Source organism: Veillonellales bacterium (assembly GCA_039680175.1).
In the GTDB taxonomy this organism is placed as follows: domain Bacteria; phylum Bacillota; class Negativicutes; order JAAYSF01; family JAAYSF01; genus JBDKTO01.
In genome coordinates, this window is sequence record JBDKTO010000058.1 from 1 (window position 1) to 20,664 (window position 20,664).

Below are 20,664 nucleotides of genomic sequence, written 5' to 3' on the forward strand. Positions count from 1 at the left end.
GCACAAATTAAACCAATACTACCGGTAATAGCTCTTACTACTTCCGTTACAATCAGGTTTGAATTCAATATTTTGATTAACGGCAAATTTTTTTGCGCACTAATAAGCAATATAAGGGGAAGGAAACTTCCCAAATAAGCCAAGATTAAAGTATTTGACATAGTGCCCATAATGTCTTTCCCCACATTAAGCCCGGACTTAAGCAATTCTAAAAATCTCAACTCTGGACAGGAGCACTTAATTTCATACTGAGCCGAAGCAATAGAAATTGCAACGTCCATTACGGCTCCTAATGAGCCTAATATGATTCCGGCAAATAAGACGTCTTGAAAATTTACAGATGCCAAATACGTTACTTTTAGCATCATCGCCTCTTCGCTATCCAATCCCGTTAAGTGCATTAAAACAATGGAAGCGGAAGCCAAAAGGCCAGCGATAGCTACCCCGCCAACTGTTCCCAGCGCTGCCCCCCATGTTTTGGAATTCCAGCCGCTAACTGTAATCTGGGTAACAAATGCAATAATCGCACTGACTAGGAAAGTAATTAGCGTTATGCTCCAATGCGCCTTTAAAATAAGTGGTATCATAACCTCTAGAATCACGAAAATGGCAAAGCCAATTACAAATAGTGATCTTAATCCGACCCGCCTGCCAATTACAAGCAATATTACTGCAAAGATTCCTAATAATATATAGATGTAGGATAGACGTTCATAATCGGCAATATTATAGCTTTTACGGTTAAAATCCTGTGTGACTGCAACAACAATTTTATCTCCTGGTTTTGGGTCAATCTCCATCCCCGGCATACTTATGCTCATTTTATGATGAATACACTTTACCTCTTGACCACTTTCGAGCCCGGATGTCAATCGTATAATTACTAAGTCAGCACTATCCGTTCCCTTTCCGGGAGCCTTTTTTACCGTCGTGTTATACAACTCTTGTACGCTAACAACAACCCCTTGAATATATTCAACCGGAGCGATGTCCTCGGCCTGATTTTCCGGATTTGCCAAAAGGCTGGGGGAGCTGACCGTCAAAAGCAAGCAAATCAAAACGAGTATTCTAGCTTTTGAATAAACCATCTTAACCATATAAGCCTCCTGATAGAATCACTCATTCACCTGAAATCCAAATAAAAATTTTTATTTGGTCATAACCTCCTTTACCTGTCGATAATACGGTATTCCTATTTAATATGATTATCAAATAGGAATATTCTTATTTATATAGTATGCATGCCATTTTTTCCCTGGTCAAGCAGCCATTTTATCCATAAGCCGCCTTAAAAAGGCGAAAAAGCCAATCAGCCCTCCTTTTTCCGGCTTATTCATAGGGTTATTTTTCAACGCTTCTCCGCCACTCAAGCATGCCTCCCTGAATGCTGCAGGTGTTTGCAAACCCGCAGCTTTGCAAAATGATATTGGCCTGGGAGCTACTCTTGCCGCCATGGCAGATCAAAAGCACCTTTTTATCTTTAGGAATTTCCGTTAACCGATTTTTCAGCACCGCAAGTGGAATCGAAGCAGCTCCTGGTATATGCCCCTGCTTATATTCATCCGCCGTCCGAACATCAATGAATATCGCCGCTTTATTCTGCCAAGCTTCCCTTGCCTGCTCCGTGGATATCTGCTGTACATGATCTTGCAGCCGCATGGGCCAGATATATCCGATCAGATTAAAGTCCTGCTTCAAAGTGGCGGTTGCTGCCTGATGACGAACTACCTTCCCCTTGTCCATTGTTTCAAAAACAATCTTATCGCCGCATACCTCACGGACAATGCCGGCCCAGCCATTCTGAGACTGATCAAGTCCTAAAATAAGCGCTCCGGGAATAGCGCTTCCCGGCGATGTCTTGACGATCCAACCTTTCTCAAAGGCACTGCCCAGCCATATGTCCGGTATAGCGCCGTCCCAGTCCACGCCCCGCCCGGGAGCCACCTTGTCAAACTCCTGCAAAAAATACCCCGAAGCATCTGACATAGAATGCCCTTTATATTGGGGGCCGGTGCCAGAACAACAGTCACAGGCAAAAGCCTGCTGATACGGCATGAACAGCAGCATAGCAATTAGCCCGGTTTTACATATAAAATTTTTCATGTGTTCCTCCTCGTTGAATAATAAATTTGCTTGCATACCTGTTAAAATATGGCATATGAATAATTAGAACCGGAACTTATCTGTCAGGGGGAGATATTTCTGGAAAATTTTTTCGCGTCATTCTCTGCTGCAGCCATACTGACTTGGGACAACTTGATCAATTTCAAAATCATATTGCTCAGTATAGTGATTGAAGCTTTACCCTTCGTCTTGCTTAGCGTTATTGTCTCAGCAATCCTTCATAATTTTGTCACAGAAGATATGATCAGCCGCATTATACCAAAAAATAAGTTTTTAAGCATAGTCCCCGCCTCGTTACTCGGCATCGTGCTGCCGGTATGCGATTGCGGGATGGTTCCTATCGTCCGCCGCTTAGTGAAAAAAGGTGTTCCTCTGCCTACGGCGATATCTTTTATGCTGGGCGCGCCCATCCTAAATCCGCTGGTAGCTGCGGCAACCGCCTTTGCCTTCAAAACGAATACTGCCATGGTTTTATTCCGTTTGGGAACAGCTTTCTTGGTGGCATGTTTTGCCGGTTGGCTAACCAGCCTGTTTTTCAAAGGCAATGAATTAAAACCTCTGACCGCAAATCAGCAGCATTCGTGCGGATGCTGCGGCCCCCACACCGATCAATATTTAATTGACGAGCTAACCTTTACCGGCAAGCTGCTGCGAACTATTCATGACGCCAGTAATGAGTTTTTTGAAATGGGCAAGTATTTGCTTATCGGGGCAATATTGGGAACGCTGGCTCAAATAGTGCTTTCCCGAGAGATTTTACTATCCATTGGGCAGCACCCTGGGTTTTCGGTTGGCGTAATGATGCTGTTTGCCTTTGTCATTTCAGTATGTTCAGCCGCTGATGCATTCATCGCCGCTTCATTTTATACGAGCTTTTCAGCCGGCTCCCTTGTTGCTTTTATGGTGTTTGGGCCAATGCTTGACCTAAAAAACACGCTGATGCTGCTGCACACATTTCGCTTTCGCTTCGTGGTTTGGCTGGCATTCGTTGCAGCAACTCTATGTGCCGGCGCGGCCTATGTGATCAATTTATTATAAGGGGGGAACTCTGTTTGCAGCACAGACACAGGTATAAGTACAGGTACATATTTGACATCGACGCTTTGCTTCGATCCATAATCCTGTTTGGATTTATGGGGCTGCTGCTATGGCTTATTCATACAAACCAATTAACCCTGTATATCAACCCAAAGTTCTCAGTACTAGTTGAAACAGCGGGCTATTTGCTATTTCCCCTGGGAGTCGCACAAATGCTAAGCATAATCCAGCCAATCCCTTTTCTCAACAGCCCTCATCGGCACAATCATGCCAGCCGCTTGCTGTATTTACCCTTTATCGCCATACTTGCATTGGCCTTTTTATTGCCAAACAATACTCTAAATGCCAATCTGGTAAATAACAAAGGTCTGAACAGCCAATTGACCGCGCCTGCTCCCGGTTATGAGCTGCCCAGACCATTAGCCGCCAAGCTCCGCCGGTATTCGCTAATCGAAGTAACGGATCGCGACTACGCTGAAATCATAAACGAACTGCAGTTCTTTTCTCAGGAATATCTGGGCAAGGAAATAACAATGACCGGGTTTGTCTTCCGGCCTCCCGGAATTACAAAGAATCAATTTTCACTAGTTCGCTACGTCATAGTATGCTGCACGGCAGACGCTTTGCCTTATGGCGTTTTATGCGAATGTAAAAACGGGGAAAAATTCAAGGACGGAACATGGCTTTCCATTAAGGGTGTTATTCAACAAAGTAATTATGAGGATAAAGTCGTTCCGGCTATTAAGATCACTTCCCTAAAACAAGTGAAGGAACCGCAGACGCCTTACGTCTTTCCCCCTAATCAATAATCCGCAAATAGTTGCGGCCTTCGATGCGGAAGTACTAACCGGAACCAAGAAAAGCGGCTTTAAGCCGCTTTAACTATATACTAGAGATTGTGGTGTATAATCGATTCCTCATTCCGACAAGTCTAAATTAAATTCGGCTTTTGGCGATACAAATCCTGCAGTTCTGGTTGAGAGTGTACATCTTTGTTTTCGCCGTAGCTGCAATGCCTTTGCAGCCATTTTTTATTTGCGGATTTAAATTTTTAACCGGCTTGGACAAATCACTATAAGTAATATGTAAAAATTTTTATTATTTTACATATTATTGAAGGAACTTATTGGTAAATGTAGAATATTGGAAGTCAAGGAGGGTGATACTGTGAAAAAAAATTCGTTTTTTCTCGTTGCCTGTTTAATCATGATGCCCGTATTCATCGGAGGCTGTAGCGGCCCGCAAAGCAAGGCCGTAAGTACCACCAGTAAGTATCCTGAGAAACCGATTACACTGATTGTTCCGTTTAGCGTTGGCGGGGGACAAGATCTTTTAGCCCGGGTTATGGAAAAGCAAACGCAAAAATATCTCGGGCAGCCGCTTGTTATTGTCAATAAACCGGGAAGTGCAGGCGCCCTTGGGTGGAATGAGCTAACCGGTGCCAGCCCGGATGGCTATACAATCGGCACAACTGCCACCGAAGTATTAGTGCTGCCGCTGTATGGTATGGCTAAATACGACTATTCGACCGCTATGTTGCCCCTGGCACAGATTGCAACCGCTTCTTGGGCGATAGCAGTTAAAGCTGAGCAGCCCTGGCAGAATATTGACGACTTAGTCGCATACGCTAAGCAACATCCGGGGCAATTAAAATTTAGTCATGCCGGTGTTGGCTCCCTGCCCCATATAATCGGTGAAACAATTGGCAGGGAAGCGGCTGTCAAACTTAGCCAAGTCCCGTTTCGCAGCGCCGGCGAGGCTGCCGCTGCGTTACTCGGCGGACATGTTCAAATTGCTATCGTTACTCCATCGGTAATAAAAGAACATGTAAAAAACGGTACTGTAAAAGTATTGGCCGTTAGCGGCGACAAGCGATCGTCAGATCCGGATTTCGCCAGCGTACCGACTTTAAAAGAGCAGGGCTTTAATATTGCGTATGAAAATTGGTATGGTCTGGCAGCACCAAAGGACATGCAGCCGGAAGTAACAGCCAGACTTGCCGAAGGATTAAAAGCAATGACAGAGGATAAAGAATTTAAACAAACTGTTGAAAACATGGGGTTGCAAGTTGAATATCTAGGTCCGCAAGAAACAGCAAATAAATGGATCAAGGAAAAAGAAAAAATATCCAAAATAATAGCGGAAACTGGCATTCTGGATTTGATTAAGAATCAAAAAAAATAATAACCCAAGCCCCTCCGCTCTTGGAGGGAATTTTTTTACCCCGCTTGATCCCCTCACTCTGCCATGTGTCCCTTCCTATAAGATATAGGTATTTTTTTACGGAAACATTGATATTTAACGAATATAAGGATATAATTTCGGTAATAATCGTTTTGAGAGGGTGATGTTATGATAATCAATCCCTATACACCGGGAGCCGGTTTGGTGCCAAATTATTTAGCCGGTCGTGATGATACGATTGCAGAAGCAACAGAAGTTATTGCTTATGTTGCTCATGGGTATCCTGCCCGTTCTATTGTTTATTATGGTTTACGCGGTGTTGGCAAAACGGTGTTATTAAATAAAATTGAAGATATTGCTGACGATAATGATGTTTTATATGAGCATATTGAGGTATCGGAACATTCTTCTTTTAAAATTGCTATTTCATTACATATCCAAAAATTAATTAAACAAATGAGCGTTAAGGAACAGGCTAAAGGTTATGTTCAAAAAGCAATGGGTATCTTAAAGGCTTTTAAAATTACTTATTCTCCCGAAGGGGAGGTAAGTATCGGTTTAAACGAAGATGTTGCCGCGGCGGTCGGTATATCTGATACGGGCAACTTTGTCAACGATCTTACAGAATTATTTGTGTCTATGGGGACACTCGCGAAAAATAGCGACAGTTCGGTATGCTTATTTATTGACGAAATGCAATTTTTAAAAGATGATGAATTTGAAGCGTTAATTACTGCCTTACATAGAGTAAATCAAAAAGGATTACCGGTTACATTATTTGCGGCAGGGCTGCCTAAAATTGCTAAGATTGCCGGTGATATTAAGTCGTATGCCGAAAGGCTATTTAGTTTTGTTTCGATAGATTCTTTAACCCAAGCGGCTGCTAAATTAGCGCTGGTGGAACCGGCAAAAAAAGTCGGCGTTACTTTTACCGAGAAAGCGATTGACGAAATTTTAAGAATTACAGAAGGGTACCCCTATTTTTTACAGGAATATGGCAAACAAGTTTGGAACTTTATAAACGATAAAGAAATTGATATTACAGCTGTAAAGGCCGCATATCCAATATTTGAAAAAAGTCTGGATGATAGTTTCTTTAAGGTTCGTTATGACAGAGCAACTCCCAGAGAAAAAGAATTTATGCTGGCAATGGTTGAATGTGGTGATTTACCATGTACGATAGCTGAGATTGCTGATAAAATGCACGCGAAGGTACAAAAAATTTCACCACTTAGAGCACAATTAATTTATAAAGGTTTTATTTATGCAACAAGTTATGGCGAAGTCGATTTTACCGTACCTCAATTTAATCGTTACTTAAAAAGGATTCATGCTATCAAATAATAAGCGACGAGATGTTATCGGATTGAAGTGCGGAATATCATGGCAACAGTGGACAAACCGTTCATCGTAGCTGAAGCCAAAACCTTACTCCACTGTCGTAAAATGGCTGCTACCCGCATAACCATAAACGGTGAAAACCGGCTTAGTCCCCAATAGCAAAAGAGTACACGATTCTGTGCGGTTTAATTGCGCAGTAATTGTGTACTCTTTTCTTTTCAACTAACCAAATACGACCGTTAAATTAAATGAAAGGCTTTAGGAAGAACGAGACTAAACCATGGAACAAAAGCAATCAGCAGCAATCCGACTATAATTATCGCCAAATATGGCAGCATGTGCTTTGACAAATCTTCAATCGTGGTTTTCACAATTGCACTGCAAAAATAGGCTCCCATGCCCACAGGCGGTATGAAGACCCCTGTCCCTAAAGCAATAATTAAAAATATACCATACTGTAAAGACGAAATTCCAAATTGAGTTGCCACCGGTACCAGCAGCGGTCCAAAAATAAGTACCGCCGGCAGCCCCTCCAGCATTGAACCGCAGGGTATAAGAAGCAGGAGTGAAAAGACCATAAACAACCAGGAAGAACCATGGAATAGTGCCAATAATGACGCAAGTTCGTGTGGAACTCTTGCCACGGTCAGTGTCCATGAAAATGCGCTTCCCGCACAGATTATGAACAGCACCATTGATGTCATAACGGACGCTTCCAGCATCATATTCCAACATTTACGCAAATCCATTTCACGATAACATACGGAAAGGAACAATGCATAAATTACTGCAACAGTCGAAACTTCGGTGGGAGTTGCCATACCGGATATGATACCGCCGACTAAAATAACCACTGCTATTATGGCCGGAATAGCGTATATGGTTTTTTGCATTTTTTCTTGAAATGAAACCCTGGCCCCACACGGCATTTCCTGACTGCGGGCGCGGAAATAAATAAGAGTCATAATGGCTATTCCTATAACCGCGGCCGGTATGATTCCCGCAATAAACAACGAGCCTACTGAAAGCGTAGTATTTGATGCTAACACTAATAAACACATACAAGGCGGAACTGTTTCACCCATAATTGCCGAGGCAGCTAAAACGGCTGACGTTTCTCCCCGCTTATAGCCATATTTGTCAAGAGCGTCCGACATTGAGGTGCCTACCGCCGCCACATCAGCCAATTTCGAGCCCGATAGGCCGGAAACTAAGTAAGTAAAGACAACAATAACATATAATAGGCCGCCACGCATATGTCCCATGATTGCAATGACACTGTCGGCAATTCTGCGGCTTAATCCGCCGGCGGTCATGATATACCCGGCTAACATAAAAAATGGAATAGCCAGCAGTAAAAAGCTTCCCATGGATACATGCATGGCATGCGGTATCGCTGTCAGCGGCACTTTACCAATAAACAGAATATATATTATTGAACTCAGAATAAGAACAAAGGCTATAGGAACACCAATGATCAGCAATGTAAAAAAGAAAGCCAACACCAAACACAATAAAATTGTCGGATCCAATCTTCCTAACAAAACAAAAAGTCCAGCAATAACAGCGACAAATATCGCCAAAACAACGCCGGTAGAAAGTACAATTTTACGATCTTGCTTACGCAAATTGCATATTGCAAAGACGCAAAACAAAATCATACCAATAATAATCGGCGCTATAAACCATGCTTCACGAATCTTCAGTATCGGGGATACTTCTTCCCATCGTGCCAGCATCATCTTTTGTGATAAGACAAAACAAACCAGCCCCATCGCAAAAACCGTCCAGTCACCCAAAGCCTCGCAAACTGCCTGCTTACGTTGAGATAAGTGTGTAACAACGACTTTCATCGCCATATGACCTTTTCGGTTGTACGCTACAGCGCCGCCGATAAAAGCCATAATTATCAATGCCAAATTCCCGATTTCTTCCGTCCAGAACAATGAGAAAGAAAGAAAATTACGGGTAATAATATTGGTTGGAACAATAATTAATTCTGCAATAATTGAAAGGGTAACAATTGCTGCGCATAATTTGTCTACTCTGGCTGCAAGATCCGGCTTGTCAACGGAAGCAACAGAAGCACTTGAATTCACGTTATCCTTATCCAGATCGATTTTGTTTGACATCTTATTTTCTCTTCCCTCCTAACAAAATCAGGCGACCGGTTACCAAACTACATGACGAACGCTTCAGATTTCTTTTTATCTAATCCATTTAGGAAATCCAAAGGTTCGTCATGAAGAAAAGCCTTACTATTTACACCCGCTTAGCTTAGCAAGTTCCATAAAAAATTACTTATTTTGAAGAATATTTTTTAACCAAATCCATTAAATCTTTGCCGAAAATTGCCTCATATTTATCCCAAACAGGTTTTTCAGCATCTTTAAATTCCTGGAAGTTAGGTTCAGTTACCTGCATACCTGATTTCTTCAGTTCATCTACGCTCTTGGCTTCTCCGTCCTTTATCATTTGACGTTCTTTATCACGCCAAATTTGCGCTTTTTCTTTAACGATTTTCTGTTGTTCAGGTGATAATTCATCCCAGGCTTGTTTGCTTATTGCCAAATAGCCTGAACCCCAAATATGATTTGTAAGAGTTAAGTATTTTTGAACTTCATAAAGTTTGGACGATTGAATGGTAATCAGGGGATTTTCCTGGCCGTCAACCGCGCCTTGCTGTAATGCGGTAAATACTTCGGCAAATGAGATCGGTGTAGGTTCGGCTCCTAACAATTTAAATGTATCAATTCTCATGTCATTATTGGGTACTCTGATTTTCAATCCTCTGAAATCCTCAACTGAATTAATCGGCTTTTTACTGTTAGTTGTTTGGCGATAGCCAGCTTCCCACCAGCTTAGACCAATAATCCCTTGTTTTTCCATTATTTTATTCAACGCTTCACCAAGTTCACCGTCGAGAGCAGCGTATGCATTTTCACGTTTCGGCCAAGCATATGGTAATTCTTCAATTGCCATCCGCTTATCCAACGGATTTAAGGATGCCGTCCCAAAAAGGCCCATCTCAATGGTCCCCATCTTTAGGCCGTTTGCAACATCAAGCTCCGAGCCTAATTGCGACGACGGAAATACCTGAATTTCAACTTCGCCGTTAGTTGCTTCCTTTACATCCTTAGCCATACCTTCTAAACAAACAGTCCAAGGATGATCCGCAGCAAGCGGGTGCCCCACTTTCAATACATGTTTTTGATTACTGCCTGCTGTTTTATCATTACCGCAGCCGGCAAGAAAGGTAAGCGAAAATATCAGCATCAATAGTAAAATACCTAATTTTTTGAACTTTTTTACTCCCGTCATTCCTAAATTCCTCCTCTGAGTTTTTATTTCATTTCTTTACTTCGTACTACTTGGTTTTTTCTTTAGCAAACCTGATGCCTTCCCCCCTTATTGCTCCGATACAAGGCCGGACAAATTATGCCGTGAAACCGGTTTTAACATTACAATGCCGGCAATAGTACCCTCATTTGCAGCAATTATTTTATACTTTTAAAAGACTGCTGATCTGACTGAACCGGCCCGACATGTCATTAACAAGCTCCAGGTAAGCCTGGAAATAGCGATCGTATCGTTCCGCTTTTTGCGCATCATACGGTATGATCCTGGCAATTTGAACTGTTTCATTTACCGCCTGAGCCAAATTTGAGTATATGCCTACGCCAACACCCGCCAGCAAAGCAACCCCTAGGACCTCGGTATCCAGGACTTTAGGAATTGATATGTTGGTCTTAGTTACATCGCCAATAATCCGGCACCATAACCTGCTTCTTGCGCCGCCATTGCTCAGCGTCATATTATTGAAAGAAACATTATACTCGTCACGAATAATCTCAAGATTATGGCGTACCGCATAGGCAACGCCTTCCAGTAAGGCACGAATTATCTGCGATCTTTTATGCGCTAAAGTCAAACCATAAATAATTCCCTTGGCATCTCCGTTCCATAGCGGCGACCGTTCCCCGGAAAGATACGGCAAATAAATAAGGCCGTTTCCACCCAAATCAGCCTGAGAGGCCTCGTCCATCATAATGTCATAAACACTTTCATCCTGCTCTTTGGCCACGGCTGCCTCATACTGATAAAATGTATCGCGAAACCATCTTAGCGTAGCCCCGGCGGCGTTAATTGCCGCATTTGTCAGCCAAAGATCCTCCTGTCCGTGGCAGAAGTTCATCATCCTGCCGTCAAATCTTGTCCCATCAGTTACCACACATACACGTCCCACCGTACCCAGTAAACCAAATGTCTGTCCCTGTTTTACGGCCCCGGCGCCAATTGCCGCTGAGACAGTATCTACGCAGCCTGCTATAACCGGAGTTCCTGCCTTGAGCCCGGTCGTTTCGGCCGCTTCCGCCGTTACCCTTCCGACCACTTCTGATGATTCATACAATTGAGGCAATTTATTACGGTCTATATCCATAGCCTTTAAAAGTTCTTCCGACCATGCTCTTTTTCGTATATCAAGCAGCATGGTAACCGATGCTCGAGAAACATCAATCGTAAATTGTCCGGTTAAGTGTTGAACAATAAACCCCGTCGGCACTAAAAATTTATATGTCTGCTTATATATATCAGGCCGTTCCTGCGCTATCCACAGCATCGTCGGCGCATAAAACGCCCCCGGCGCTATCCGGTTTCCCGTAATGTCAAATACCCGCTTTTCACCCAATTGCTTTTTTATGCAATCCGCCTGTGGTGCGCTGCGCTGATCAAGCATCATAACAGCCGGCAACAACGGATCGCCAGCTTTATTTACAGCTACCAGTCCATTTGTACAACTGACGCCGATTGCCGCAATATCTTCTGGCTTTATGCCGGGGAACGCCAAAACTTCCCGTGCGTTGCTAACCACCGACAGCCACCAATCTTCAGGGCTTTCCTCCGCCCAGCCGTTTTCCGGATGCATGAGTTTGTACTCACGATAGCTTTGTGCCACCTGGGTTCCATCCTGGCGATACAATGCGGTTTTACAGCCGGTCGTGCCAATATCTATTCCCATAATCATCGGCTTCATTTTATATTCATCCCCTAGATCATTTGATTTTAAAAAGTCAATACATATTTAAGCCCTTTATAATTTTCCTTCATATTGAAGGCTTCTTGCCACCGCTCGACGGGAAAGACATCAGAAATAACCGTTTTTACGTCAACTTGCCCCGCCGCAATCATTTTTAATATTTTGCGTTGATATGTAGGCTTTGCGGCGGAAGAACCGGTAATTACTAACTCCTTATAATGAATTTGATTAGGATCTATCGTTATTCTGCTGCCGGCGGGACAGCCGGCAAAGATAACATATTTTCCGCCTCTCTTTACGTACTCAACCGACTTCTCGACAATCTCGGGAACACCAACATCGGCAATTACTATATCCATTCCCGCGCCGCCTGTCATCTTATCGATCAACTTCTGTAAACTTTCATTAAGCGGATCTACGGCGGCATCAGCGCCAAAAAACTTCGCCTGCAAACGTTTCTCCTTCTGCGGCTCCGAAACGATAATCAGTCCCGCACCGTAAAGTTTGGACAATTGAGTATGTAAAAGGCCAATCGGCCCGCCGCCTACAATAAGTACACTATTGCCTGCCTTTACATTGGCTCGTCTGATGCCGCTGTAAGCGGCCGTCAGCGGTTCAGAAACGGCTCCTTCTTCATAGCTGACCCCGGAGGGAAGTCTATTAACATTTCCATTAGCAATTGCATTGGCCGGAATCCGTACATACTCGGCAAATCCGCCGTCTAACTCATAACCTAAAGTTATCCGCTCCGAGCAAATATTTGTCCGGCCGGTTTTGCAGGCATAACAATCATTGCAAGTAATAATCGGGTAAACGGTAACTCTTTCTCCCGCGGCAAAGTTCTTCACACATTTCCCCACGGCAATGATATCGCCGGCAAATTCATGGCCGATGATTCGCGGTGCTTCGATCTCCTTCGTACCATTATAAATGCGTATATCAGTTCCGCATACTCCGGCAGCCTTAACTCGGATCAGCATTTCTTCCTGCCGAATTACTGGAATCTTATGTCTTTTCAGTCTAATATCTCCAGGGCCGTAAAAGACCAGCGCTTTCATCCATTCCATACTTTGTTCCCCCGAAGTTTGTTTTTAAAATTGCCATCCCTTAACTGTACCGTTTGCAAACAGCCGCCTGTTCTTCGCTCGTCATCCCCACAGCTCTGGTTCCGCCTAAAATAAATATCTCCGCATTTTCTTCGATTTCCTCAGCCAGATTAACAGCTGTCTGTATATCCTCTCCTACGGTCACCAGGCCATGCTTGCATAAAAGTACGCTGTCCCTTTTCGCTAAAACCTTCCGAACGGCTTCGGCAAGCTGAAGGCTCCCCGGAACCATAAAAGGAATTGCCGGTAAAATGCCGACTCTGCAGGCATAACCCGGCGTCATGGCCGGAATATCAAACGGCTCTTTGGCAACCATGCAGGATAAGCAAACGGCATTGGGTGAATGTACATGGACTACACTTTTAATGTTGCTGCGGCTCAAATAAATATTCATGTGCAAATTAACTTCTTTTGACGGCTTACCGGAACTTAATATAGCTCCGTCAAAACCGACCTTTACCAAATCTTCCGCTTTCAGCTTGCCAAGAGAATATCCGGTGGGAGTGATCAAGAACCCGTCGTCAAGTCGGATACTGATATTGCCGCCGGATGAACTGACCATCTTTCTTTCATACACTTCCATGCACACTTGAATTAAGCGACACCTGGCGTCAAGCTCAAAATCCATCATTTCGTTTCTCCCCATTCCTTTTGAAATTAAATTATAACCTTATAAAAACTGACATCGTGAAATCGTTTATGCATTGTTATCATAAAGATGCCATTAAATGTTAATTTCGGTCATCGCTGCAGTAAATTACAATCATAAATTATCAATTTTAATCATATAGCTAATCACAATAGTCATTATGGCACATCCTATTTATTAAGTCAATATTCTAAACAATTTATTTTCCATTTAATAAAACCGCTATAATTTGTAACTACAGTGGTATATTTAAGCTAATTAAGCCACTTTGCCCCGTATTTAAAATTTCCTGGTTATGATAATTATTGCTATTTTTGTATATTCAGCATTGCGCATTTTAATCATATGTGTTATATTACAATCAAGATAACTTATGGTGGTGGATTATTTATGGTGTTAGGAGAACGGCATAAAGCTATACTAGCCTTATTAAAACAGAAGGGTTCGGTTACAGTAAACGAATTGACGGTTGCTTTAAACGCCTCACCTGCAACGATTCGCCGGGACTTGGAATTGCTGGAACAAACCTCGCTGCTGCGGCGTACATATGGCGGCGCAATTGAATATACCGTAGGTTACGAACCAAGCCTCACGGACCGCGCGACAAAATGCACCGCAGAAAAAATCGCCATTGCCCGCTTAGCGGCCAGTCTGATAGCAGCCGGCGATATCATAGCCCTTGATTCCGGAACTACAACCTATCAAATTGCTAAACAGCTTATATCGATAGAACCTTTAAGCATAATTACAACATCTTTGACGATTGCTGAAATCTTTGCAAATGCTGACAATGATGAACATACCATCATTATCCCCGGCGGTATTGTCCGGACCAAAACTCATTCCGTGGTCGGCGAAATGGCTGAAAGCAATTTAATGAATTACCGGTGTAACACGGCTTTCATGAGCTGCCAATCTATCACCCCCGAAAATGGCGCCATGAACGACAATTTATTGGCTATGGGCATCAAACGAGCTTTGATAAACATCAGTCAAAAAATCGTTATCGTAGCCGATCACTCAAAATTTGAAAAAATGTCACTTGCAACCGTGGTTCCCACCAAAAAAATTGACGTTCTAATTACCGATGAAAAAACTTCCGACACAACATTACAATCTTATCGCGATCTTGGAATAGAAGTTATAATTGCACATTTATAGGCATCCAATGTATATAAGAAAAGCTAAAAACATATTTAACCGATAATAAACAACAAAGAAGGCACAGCGCATTGATCGTTGCTGTACCTTCTTTGTTATAAGGCGGAAGTTTTCGGGAAGCATGGGGACGTAAAAATTGCTTCTCAATTTTTTGCAGAAAAATACCTTACATTAAATTTGCCTTTCCTGCGCGTTTTTATGTTGATGAACAAATTTTCTCTGTCGACCCTGACGCTGAAATCGGCAAGCTGCATTTCTCTTTAGTTTATGGCATAAAGCAGCATACGCCGGTAACTCATAAACAGGCGGGCTTACGCAGCTTTCTTCTGTTGCTCTTGGGAAAAATGCCTGATCTCAAAACGGTCATCTCCGTTGAATTCAATAGTTTTCTGGTTTCGAATGGCGCTTGCAACTATATCTCTTAAGGGTATACAGGTATTATAAAGATTCTTGCCTTCCTTGAACATAGTGAACCCGTCACCGCCGGCTGCCATGAAGTCGTTGGTTACTACTTTATACGTCTTTCCCGGACGAATCGGCGTACCGTCAGCTAAAGCGACTGCAACGATCCGTCCTCCCTGTGGTTCGGCATCATAAGATACTTTTATTCCGGAATATTGCAGCATACTAACCTTATCATTCATTAGACCATACTGCAAAACCTTGAATATTTGCTCGCCGGTCATATCTACAGTATACAGCGTGTTGTCAAAGGGGATGGCTTCGTAAAGTTCTCCCATAGTAATAGTCCCGGCAGGAATTCCCGTACGAATTCCGCCAATATTTTGAAAAGCAATGTCACCATGTACCGCTTGCCGCATCGTATCTGTCACCCATTGGCCAAGCAGCGTTTCCGTACGTGCATACCGATCATGGCTAAGCCCATGCACTGTTTGTCCAACAACGATACTTTTGACCGGTATTATTTCCTTCTGAGCTTGGTCCAGCATCTCCCGCACCCCTGAGTCTGCCTGAAGACCAGGATAAGGCAAAAGTACGCTGGCAGCAGAACTCTCTACCTCGTGAGTAGCGAGATTGAAAAGCAGTTCAATTTTTCCCACCGCCCGTCCGTTATAGCCAGCCTGAACTATCGGTATGTCATTTACCTTGCCATAAACAATCTGATGGGAATGGCCGGAAACAATAGCGTCAATCCCTTTTGTTTGCACTGCAAGCGCAGCAGCCTCTCCTCTGATATTGCCGTCGCCATCCAACGAACTGGCAAGGTGAGTTAGCACCACAATAATATCGACGCCTTGCTGTTTAAGTTCAGGTACGAGAGCATTTACCACTTTAGACGGATCAGCAAATGTATAGTCAGCGATCATTTTCGGGTTGGTTTTAATAGCTGTTTCCGGAGTAGCTATGCCAATCACTCCAATTTTTACGCCGTTGCGTTCTAAAATTGTATACGGCCTGACAAATTCAGCAATCTTACCGGTACGTTTATCCAATAGGTTAGCGCAAACATAAGGAAAACCCGACTGGGCGATACACTGTTTCAAAATGTCAATACCCCAGTCGAACTCATGATTTCCAAGGGTCATGACGTCAAACCCGGTGTAATTCATAACATCGGCCACCGTTTTCCCATATAAAAGGTTAGAATCCGGGGTTCCTTGAAACATGTCTCCCGCACTCATCATCAATGTTCCGTCAGGATCTTGCGTTTTGATATCGTTCAGAAGCTGCACCAGTTTTGCAGCACCAATGTTCGTACCGGTTTCCGCCAACGCGCCATGGAAATCATTAACAGTCAGTATTTGGAGATGAACAACGTCATTGTCGCTGCCGTTTTCGGCAGCAATTGCTTGGCTCACTACCAACATCATGCTTAGCAAAGCTATAAGTAAAAACCACTTTTTTGACTTACGTAATGTTTTCATATGTTTCCCTCTTAAACCTCATTACTTTCTCCCTCTAATGTAACGCGATATTCAAAGATTCCTTCATTAAATTGATAAATTCAACCGCCGCCTTTGAAAGATATCTTCCTTTGCGATAAGCTATGATAACAGTTCGTATCGGAATGGGAGAAAGAGAAAAATAGCAAGGATTTTTGCTGATATTACTGGCGTGGATAAGAGTGTCCGGCAATAAGGCTGCGCCCATTCCAGCGCCTACTAAGGCCTGTGCGGCATTCATGCTCTGCGTTTCTAACAAAATACGTGGTTTAACTTCAGCTTTATTGCATAAATCAAATAGAGTATTATGTAACTTTTGTCCTTGATCCATGAGAATAAAAGGCGTCTCCCGGACATCATGCAGATTGATTCGCGGGGGAGTATGATAATCCCCCGGCTGACGATTAAACTTTATACAGAGCGAATGATTTGGCGGCAGGGCAAGCAGCAATTCTTCCTGGAACAGTTCTTCGTAGTCAAAAAGCACTGTATTGATTGGTAACAGTGAAATTGAAAAGTCGGTTAGCCCATTGAGGGCAAGCTCTTCTAATCGCCGGGTTGTATCTTCTTTTAATATTAGCTCAAGTCCGGGAAACCTCTGTTCAAATATAGGAATAATCTGTGAAAGCAAATAGGTACTGCGGAAAGGCGAGCTTCCGATAGTTAACCTGCCCCGACGTAAATTAGCAGTATCATTTACCTTTTTTGTGAATTCATCGTTTAAATCCAGGATTTTTCTGGCCATCTCAATATATAATTCACCAATATAGGTGATTTTTAGCGGTATGCAGCTCCGGTCGAAGAGGGAAAATCCAATTTTTTCTTCCAGCTTAAAAATAATTTGACTTAAAGCAGACTGTGAGATATATAGTTTTTTTGCCGCCAAAGAAAAGCTCTTTTCTTCGGCTAATTTCAGAACATATTTTAATTGGCGATTTTCCATTTACCTTAACCCGCCTCATATTATTAGTAAAAGCTTATAAATTTTATAAATTTATTTAATTAGACTTATATTATATTGTATATTATACTTTGGAATGTGTAAAGGCCTTCACAGCGCTGTCAACGTCAAAAACAAACTTACTAAAATTTACGAAAATCAGTCTACAACATGTGTGGGAGGATTACGACATGAATCGTTTAATTCGCGGGGTAATCGTTGTCGTTTTAATGGCTGTCCTTTGGTGCTTCCCTGTACCGCAAGGGTTGTCTGTACAAGCGTGGCATCTGTTTGCTATATTTGCTGCCACAATTCTTGGTTTTATTTTACAGCCTATGCCGCTGGGCGCGGTAGCGCTTGCTGCTATTACTCTTACTGGTTTAACTGGAATCTTAAAACCGCAGGAAGCTTTATCGGGATTTAGCAATACGACAATCTGGCTGATTGTGTCCGCTTTTCTTTTTGCCAAAGGCTTTATTAAAACAGGGCTTGGTCGAAGAATCTCCTATAAATTGATTGAATTATTTGGCAATAGTACATTAAAGCTCGGTTATACCTTAGCAGTCAGTGATTTTATTATCAGTCCGGCGACGCCATCGAATACGGCCAGATCCGGCGGTATTATGTTTCCTATTGTGCGCAGCCTGGCATCTGCTTTTGGATCAGAACCAGGGCCTACGGCGAGAAAAATTGGTGCATATATTCTGGTAACTTCTTTTCAGGCAGATGCGCCAATTGCGGCGACATTCTTAACGGCTTGTGCACCAAACCCGCTCATGGCGACTTTAGCCATGAAGACAGCGGGTATAGACCTTAGCTGGGGATTATGGGCCTCGGCTGCAATTGTCCCCAGCCTTTTATCCCTCTTAATCATACCGTATTTTATTTATAAGGTTTATCCGCCGGAAATTAAGAAAACACCGGAAGCACAACAGTTGGCGCGTAAGGAACTTGCCAACATGGGTCCAATGACAAAAGCCGAAAAAATAATCAGCTGTGTCTTCATTGGTGCATTGCTTTTATGGAGTACGTCACAATATACACACCTGGATGCCACTATAGTTGCCCTGCTGGGGGTATCCGTCATGCTGATGACAGAAGTCCTGACCTGGAAAGATGTGCTGGGGGAACAGGGCGCCTGGGACGGTATGATGTGGATGGGCGGCATCGTTGGTCTGGCTGACTCGCTGAATAAAGTGGGATTTATTCCCTGGTTTGCCCAAAGTGTTACCGGCATGCTGGGCGGCATATCATGGATTCCGACACTGGGTGTTTTATTCGTTGTGTATTTGTACAGTCATTATGCTTTTGCCAGCCTTTCGGCACATGCCACCGCAATGTATGCAGCGTTTCTTGCCGTAGCAGTAAGCGCGGGAGCACCTCCCTATCTTGCTGCCATGGGTCTTGCCGTTTTATCGAATCTTATGGCTGGACTTACACATTATGGAAATTTATCGGTCTTTGGTAATCTATACAGTTGATTGAACCGGATTCCAACAACAATTACAATATTGCTGCTCGAAAAAAAACAGAAAGAGGATGATTATTAATGACAAAGGACGAAGCGGTATCCCGCTTAACGGATACAATTGCCAAATTTGTCGCGTACACAGGCAAAGCATTGCCTGATGATGTAAAAAGAAAGCTGCAGGAGCTTGGGAAGCAAGAAGATACTCCGCTGGCAAAGATTCTCTATGAGACAATGTTTAAAAACCAGGAACTCGCTGTGCAACTCAATCGTCCTAGCTGCCAGGATACCGGCGCGCTTCAGTTTTTTCTCAAGTGCGGTGCCAGCTTTCCCTACATTGGCGAGCTAGACAAAATCTTGCGTGATGCCGTAGTTCAGGCAACGGTTAATGCGCCGCTGCGCCATAATTGTGTCGAAACTTTTGACGAATATAATACGGGCAAAAATGTTGGCACGGGGGTCCCGTCAATTTTCTGGGATATCGTTCCGGAAAGTGACCGGCTTGATATCCATACTTATATGGCTGGTGGCGGATGCACGCTGCCGGGTAAAGCTATGGTGCTTATGCCCGGTGAAGGGTATGAAGGCGTAACCCGCTTTGTTATGGATGTTATGACAAGCTATGGGCTAAATGCCTGTCCGCCGCTATTAGTCGGCGTCGGGATTGCAACCTCGGTGGAAACAGCCGCCGTACTTTCAAAGAAAGCGCTGATGCGTCCCCTTGGCAGTCATAATCCCAACGAACGTGCCGCTTCGATGGAAAAATTATTAGAAGACGGCATCAATAAAATCGGGTTAGGCCCGCAGGGGCTTACAGGAAAAAATTCTGTACTGGGCGTTCACATTGAAAATACGGCAAGGCATCCATCGGTTATCGGCGTGGCCGTAAATGTGGGCTGCTGGTCGCACCGCCGTGGGCACATAGTTTTTGATAAAGAACTGAATTATACGATTGATTCTCATACGGGGGTGAAAATCTAATGGCAAAAAAGATTTTAACAACGCCAATTAAAGCGGCAGACTTAGCCGATCTCAATGTAGGTGATATTGTATACTTGACTGGTTACCTTACAACTTGTCGTGACATAGCGCATCGCCGGCTTATTGAAGAAGGACGCAAGCTGCCGGTTGATCTTGATGGCGGCGCCATTATTCATGCCGGGCCGATTATTCGAGCTTTGAGCGATGATAAGTATGAATTGGTAAACGTCGGACCAACGACCAGTATGCGCATGGAAAAATTTGAAGAAGAATTTATTAAGGAAACCGGCGTCAAACTCATTGTCGGCAAAGGCGGTATGGGTGAAGGCACTATGAAAGGGTGCCGCGATTATAAGGCGCTCCACGCTGTCTTCCCGGCGGGCTGCGCTGTTGTAGCCGCGACCTGTGTAGAAAAAATCGTCGATGCCAACTGGAAAGACCTCGGAATGCCGGAAACTCTCTGGACATGCAAAGTCAATGAATTCGGTCCGCTCATTATTTCCATTGATACGCATGGCCGCAATCTTTTTGAAGAAAACAAAGTGAAATTCAATGAAAAAAAGGAAGCGGCGATTGCTGAGATTTGCAAACATGTAAGTTTTATCAAATAGCGGGAACTGGTGTTATTACATTGCTTTAAACAGGGGGCAGGGATTGCAGCTTGCAGGATATACGTACGTTTATCCTGCAGCACAATCCCTGCCCCTATTGCATTGTATGTACCGTTCCC

The 20,664-nt window shown here is 43.5% G+C and carries 17 protein-coding genes; 8 read left to right on the forward strand and 9 right to left on the reverse strand.

Annotation, left to right across the window (positions count from 1 at the left end):
- A partial coding sequence (locus tag ABFC84_09135; GenBank protein MEN6412908.1) for a YibE/F family protein occupies window positions 1–1,097 on the reverse strand: 1,097 nt, incomplete at its 3' end.
- A 244-nt stretch (window positions 1,098–1,341) separates the two neighbouring features.
- Window positions 1,342–2,103, reverse strand: a complete 762-nt coding sequence (locus ABFC84_09140) for a rhodanese-like domain-containing protein (GenBank protein ID MEN6412909.1) — start codon at window positions 2,101–2,103, stop codon at window positions 1,342–1,344.
- Window positions 2,104–2,256: 153 nt separating this feature from the next.
- On the opposite strand from ABFC84_09140, the gene ABFC84_09145 reads away from it, so the two are divergent.
- The 4 genes from ABFC84_09145 (at window position 2,257) to ABFC84_09160 (ending at window position 6,690) form a co-directional block, all read left to right on the forward strand.
- On the forward strand, window positions 2,257–3,162 hold the full coding sequence (locus ABFC84_09145; GenBank protein MEN6412910.1) for a permease: 906 nt from the start codon (window positions 2,257–2,259) through the stop codon (window positions 3,160–3,162).
- Window positions 3,126–3,971, forward strand: a complete 846-nt coding sequence (locus tag ABFC84_09150; protein MEN6412911.1) for a TIGR03943 family protein — start codon at window positions 3,126–3,128, stop codon at window positions 3,969–3,971. The genes ABFC84_09145 and ABFC84_09150 overlap by 37 nt, the downstream gene beginning before the upstream one ends.
- A gap of 358 nt (window positions 3,972–4,329) precedes the next feature.
- Window positions 4,330–5,346, forward strand: coding sequence for a tripartite tricarboxylate transporter substrate binding protein (locus ABFC84_09155; protein MEN6412912.1), 1,017 nt, complete (start codon window positions 4,330–4,332; stop codon window positions 5,344–5,346).
- A gap of 168 nt (window positions 5,347–5,514) precedes the next feature.
- Window positions 5,515–6,690, forward strand: coding sequence for an AAA family ATPase (locus tag ABFC84_09160; protein MEN6412913.1), 1,176 nt, complete (start codon window positions 5,515–5,517; stop codon window positions 6,688–6,690).
- A gap of 236 nt (window positions 6,691–6,926) precedes the next feature.
- Here ABFC84_09160 and ABFC84_09165 read toward each other — a convergent pair whose 3' ends face one another.
- From ABFC84_09165 to ABFC84_09185, 5 genes are all read right to left on the reverse strand, one after another.
- Window positions 6,927–8,819 (reverse strand): TRAP transporter large permease subunit, encoded by a 1,893-nt coding sequence (locus ABFC84_09165; GenBank protein ID MEN6412914.1) that lies wholly within the window; start codon window positions 8,817–8,819, stop codon window positions 6,927–6,929.
- 169 nt (window positions 8,820–8,988) lie between these two features.
- Window positions 8,989–10,008 carry a DctP family TRAP transporter solute-binding subunit gene (locus tag ABFC84_09170; protein ID MEN6412915.1) on the reverse strand — a complete coding sequence of 340 codons (1,020 nt, stop codon included), beginning with the start codon at window positions 10,006–10,008 and terminating at the stop codon, window positions 8,989–8,991.
- A 181-nt stretch (window positions 10,009–10,189) separates the two neighbouring features.
- Entirely contained in the window at window positions 10,190–11,722 is a 1,533-nt protein-coding gene (locus tag ABFC84_09175; protein ID MEN6412916.1) for an FGGY family carbohydrate kinase, read from the reverse strand.
- 29 nt (window positions 11,723–11,751) lie between these two features.
- A complete protein-coding gene (locus tag ABFC84_09180; GenBank protein ID MEN6412917.1) occupies window positions 11,752–12,792 on the reverse strand; it encodes an alcohol dehydrogenase catalytic domain-containing protein in 1,041 nt (346 codons plus the stop codon).
- A 40-nt stretch (window positions 12,793–12,832) separates the two neighbouring features.
- Window positions 12,833–13,462, reverse strand: coding sequence for a class II aldolase/adducin family protein (locus ABFC84_09185; protein ID MEN6412918.1), 630 nt, complete (start codon window positions 13,460–13,462; stop codon window positions 12,833–12,835).
- Between the two features lie 408 nt (window positions 13,463–13,870).
- On the opposite strand from ABFC84_09185, the gene ABFC84_09190 reads away from it, so the two are divergent.
- Window positions 13,871–14,641 (forward strand): DeoR/GlpR family DNA-binding transcription regulator, encoded by a 771-nt coding sequence (locus tag ABFC84_09190; protein MEN6412919.1) that lies wholly within the window; start codon window positions 13,871–13,873, stop codon window positions 14,639–14,641.
- 311 nt (window positions 14,642–14,952) lie between these two features.
- Here the strand turns inward: ABFC84_09190 and ABFC84_09195 are convergent, their stop codons facing one another.
- Window positions 14,953–16,527: a 5'-nucleotidase C-terminal domain-containing protein gene (locus tag ABFC84_09195; GenBank protein ID MEN6412920.1), complete on the reverse strand. Its 1,575-nt coding sequence runs from the start codon at window positions 16,525–16,527 to the stop codon at window positions 14,953–14,955.
- Between the two features lie 34 nt (window positions 16,528–16,561).
- Complete coding sequence (locus ABFC84_09200; protein ID MEN6412921.1) at window positions 16,562–17,488, reverse strand: LysR family transcriptional regulator; 927 nt, start codon at window positions 17,486–17,488, stop codon at window positions 16,562–16,564.
- A 188-nt stretch (window positions 17,489–17,676) separates the two neighbouring features.
- On the opposite strand from ABFC84_09200, the gene ABFC84_09205 reads away from it, so the two are divergent.
- The 3 genes from ABFC84_09205 (at window position 17,677) to ttdB (ending at window position 20,545) form a co-directional block, all read left to right on the forward strand.
- Window positions 17,677–18,966, forward strand: a complete 1,290-nt coding sequence (locus ABFC84_09205) for a DASS family sodium-coupled anion symporter (GenBank protein MEN6412922.1) — start codon at window positions 17,677–17,679, stop codon at window positions 18,964–18,966.
- 68 nt (window positions 18,967–19,034) lie between these two features.
- Window positions 19,035–19,934 (forward strand): L(+)-tartrate dehydratase subunit alpha, encoded by a 900-nt coding sequence (gene ttdA, locus ABFC84_09210; GenBank protein MEN6412923.1) that lies wholly within the window; start codon window positions 19,035–19,037, stop codon window positions 19,932–19,934.
- Entirely contained in the window at window positions 19,934–20,545 is a 612-nt protein-coding gene (gene ttdB, locus ABFC84_09215) for a L(+)-tartrate dehydratase subunit beta (GenBank protein MEN6412924.1), read from the forward strand. The genes ttdA and ttdB overlap by 1 nt, the downstream gene beginning before the upstream one ends.
- Window positions 20,546–20,664 lie beyond the last annotated feature (119 nt).